Below are 2,159 nucleotides of genomic sequence, written 5' to 3'. Positions count from 1 at the left end.
AGACATTGTTGCGTCTGTTCTGATTGCTCGTAACGTTGGCTTCGCTAATGTTCAGAGTCGGTACTTTCCAAATCGCACGGTCTTAACCCCTTAGGAGTGTTTAACGATTTGGTTCTAGAGCCTGGAACTAGCACGCATCCCAGGGTAGGAACGTTAACTCTTGCTCTGAACGTAGCCAGTTAAGGCTTAAGCTGGTCAGCTATCCTGTTGCAGGAGGGCACGAAGCCCCCGTGCTTCAGCCGGGGGTGCTGACTCTCCTGCGCTGTTCCCCGAACCCCAGTGGGTTTACGCTTCTTCCTCTTCCTCTTCGTCGGGAGGATAGAAGAAGCCCTTCGAGCGTCCCGTCAAAACGGACTTCCCTAGAGAAAGCGCTTTCTCAGCTTCCAGGGCTGCCTTGCGCTTCCAAACTGCTTTGCGCTGATTGCGCTTGGTTTTCGAGGTTCTTTTCTTTGGAACCGCCATGAGTGTAATCCCTTAAGTGATTGACAACCTTACCATTTTAAGACAAAATCTCAGATCTGGCTCAAACGCCCAACGAGTATTTTGCCCCAAACGCGGCTGAGACGAGGGTCACAAATCCGCACAGATGCCACCCTCGGCAAATCTCCCCCACGATGCTGGGGGAAAACAGGGGGTGGGTTTTGACCGGCGATATACAACCGGCGGAGAGGATCGGGTTATTCGGGAGACTCGGGTTGGTGCGTATCGTGTTCGATGACAAAAACGTTCGCGTAGAGGTTAGCGATGATTTGCTGGCCTTGTTGCGTCAGTCCTAAGTAGTGTAGGGCATCTTTGATGTAGGGATAGACGCTATTCCAATAAACCTTGGGATAGTTGGCGCGCAAATCCCCGGGATTGCTGTAGCCGAGTTTTTTATTCATGCCAATTTCTTCAAATTCATAGAACAGGGCGCTAACTTTTTTCAAGTAGCGCGGATCGCTGAGTTGTCCGATTAAAGAAGCCGCACGAACTAAACCCGGAAAGTTGTTGGTATCTTGGCGATCGGCGGCAACGGGCATGGGGAAGCGAGTCAGTTCGATATTGTGTTTAATCAGTTCGGCATCAATGAGTTTGTGACCGCCAAATCGCTCTTCGACAAAGAGTTTGCCCCGATCGACGCGGTAAGGGGTCAGGCTGGCTGCAGTTGCTCCGGGATCCAATGTCACGGTTTCGCCATTTTGCCCTGTGGCATAAATACCCGGTCTATCTTGCTTGCAGACTCCTTTCACGTAGCCGATGTCATGGCAGACTAGCGAAATGATGAAGTGCAACCAATCTTCGCAAGAAACTCCCCCATCGCGGATGTGTTTGCCGCGCATAATTTCTTGCCCCACTAAGGTGACGTTGATGGTGTGTTCCACATTATGGTAAAGCGCATCGGTGTTGGCGAGGTTTTCCAGGGCCATGTGTCCCGCCCAGCCAATGATATCTGCATAGTCGGGTTTCAGCCCGCCGTAGGTTCGATGGTAGCCTTGTTTGAGCTGTTTTACGAAGTCATCTATTAAAATTTCAGTGGAATTGAACATATCCAGTTCTCCCGTGATGGTTTGAGTGCCGACACCCTGAATAGTGCGTGAAGCCCGACGGCCCACACTGACTTATCATCTCAATAGTAAGGAGTGAATGGTGCAAGTATTTTGAGCTGCCTCAAACTGCAAGCTCCCTGGTGGACTCTGGCGGGTTGGGCATTGACGATCGCGGTTTGGCGGGGGGTAGGGGGTGGAGGGGGTGGAAAAATCGGATGCATTTTGACCGAGGGTCTGGGTTTTGCGCGATTTGGCAGCGATCGGGAATCTGAGAAGAGGAGGCGATGGGGATTTGGATTCAAGGGATGCGACCCCCTTGCTCTTGCCCGTCACGAACCGCTACAGACTCCAGAAAAGATAAGAGGGCGCAGATCGCGGCGGCTTCTATACATGAGCGGTTTCATTGCTGTGAAACGCCTGTGATTGAGGGTTGGGGGGCACATTTTTCTCACATAGGGACAGCCGAGGGGGCGATCGCTCCGGTTCATCGAAAATTAGGGGTTGGCAAGGGGGGCGAATGGAAACCCCTGTCATTTATGTATGGGGAGGAATTCGCCCCCCCCCTTACATAAACAGCACTCCCACAGGACTTCCTTTTTTTAGAAAGTACAAGGCTCCATTTCCCGGTGTACG

2 protein-coding genes are annotated in these 2,159 nt (G+C 51.9%); both read right to left on the bottom strand.

Translation table 11 applies throughout. The annotated features are described in order from the left end of the window. Positions 1-285: 285 nt before the first annotated feature. Positions 286-462, bottom strand: coding sequence for a 50S ribosomal protein L32 (rpmF, locus tag AC0QH1_RS10080; RefSeq protein ID WP_324630954.1), 177 nt, complete (start codon positions 460-462; stop codon positions 286-288). A gap of 215 nt (positions 463-677) precedes the next feature. After that, positions 678-1,526 carry an Npun_R2479 family HD domain-containing metalloprotein gene (locus tag AC0QH1_RS10075; RefSeq protein WP_324630953.1) on the bottom strand — a complete coding sequence of 283 codons (849 nt, stop codon included), beginning with the start codon at positions 1,524-1,526 and terminating at the stop codon, positions 678-680. Between the last annotated feature and the right edge of the window lie 633 nt (positions 1,527-2,159).

Source organism: Phormidium sp. CCY1219 (assembly GCF_055795085.1).
Note: the sequence above shows the minus strand (reverse complement) of the source record. Positions and strands in the feature narration are given on the sequence as shown.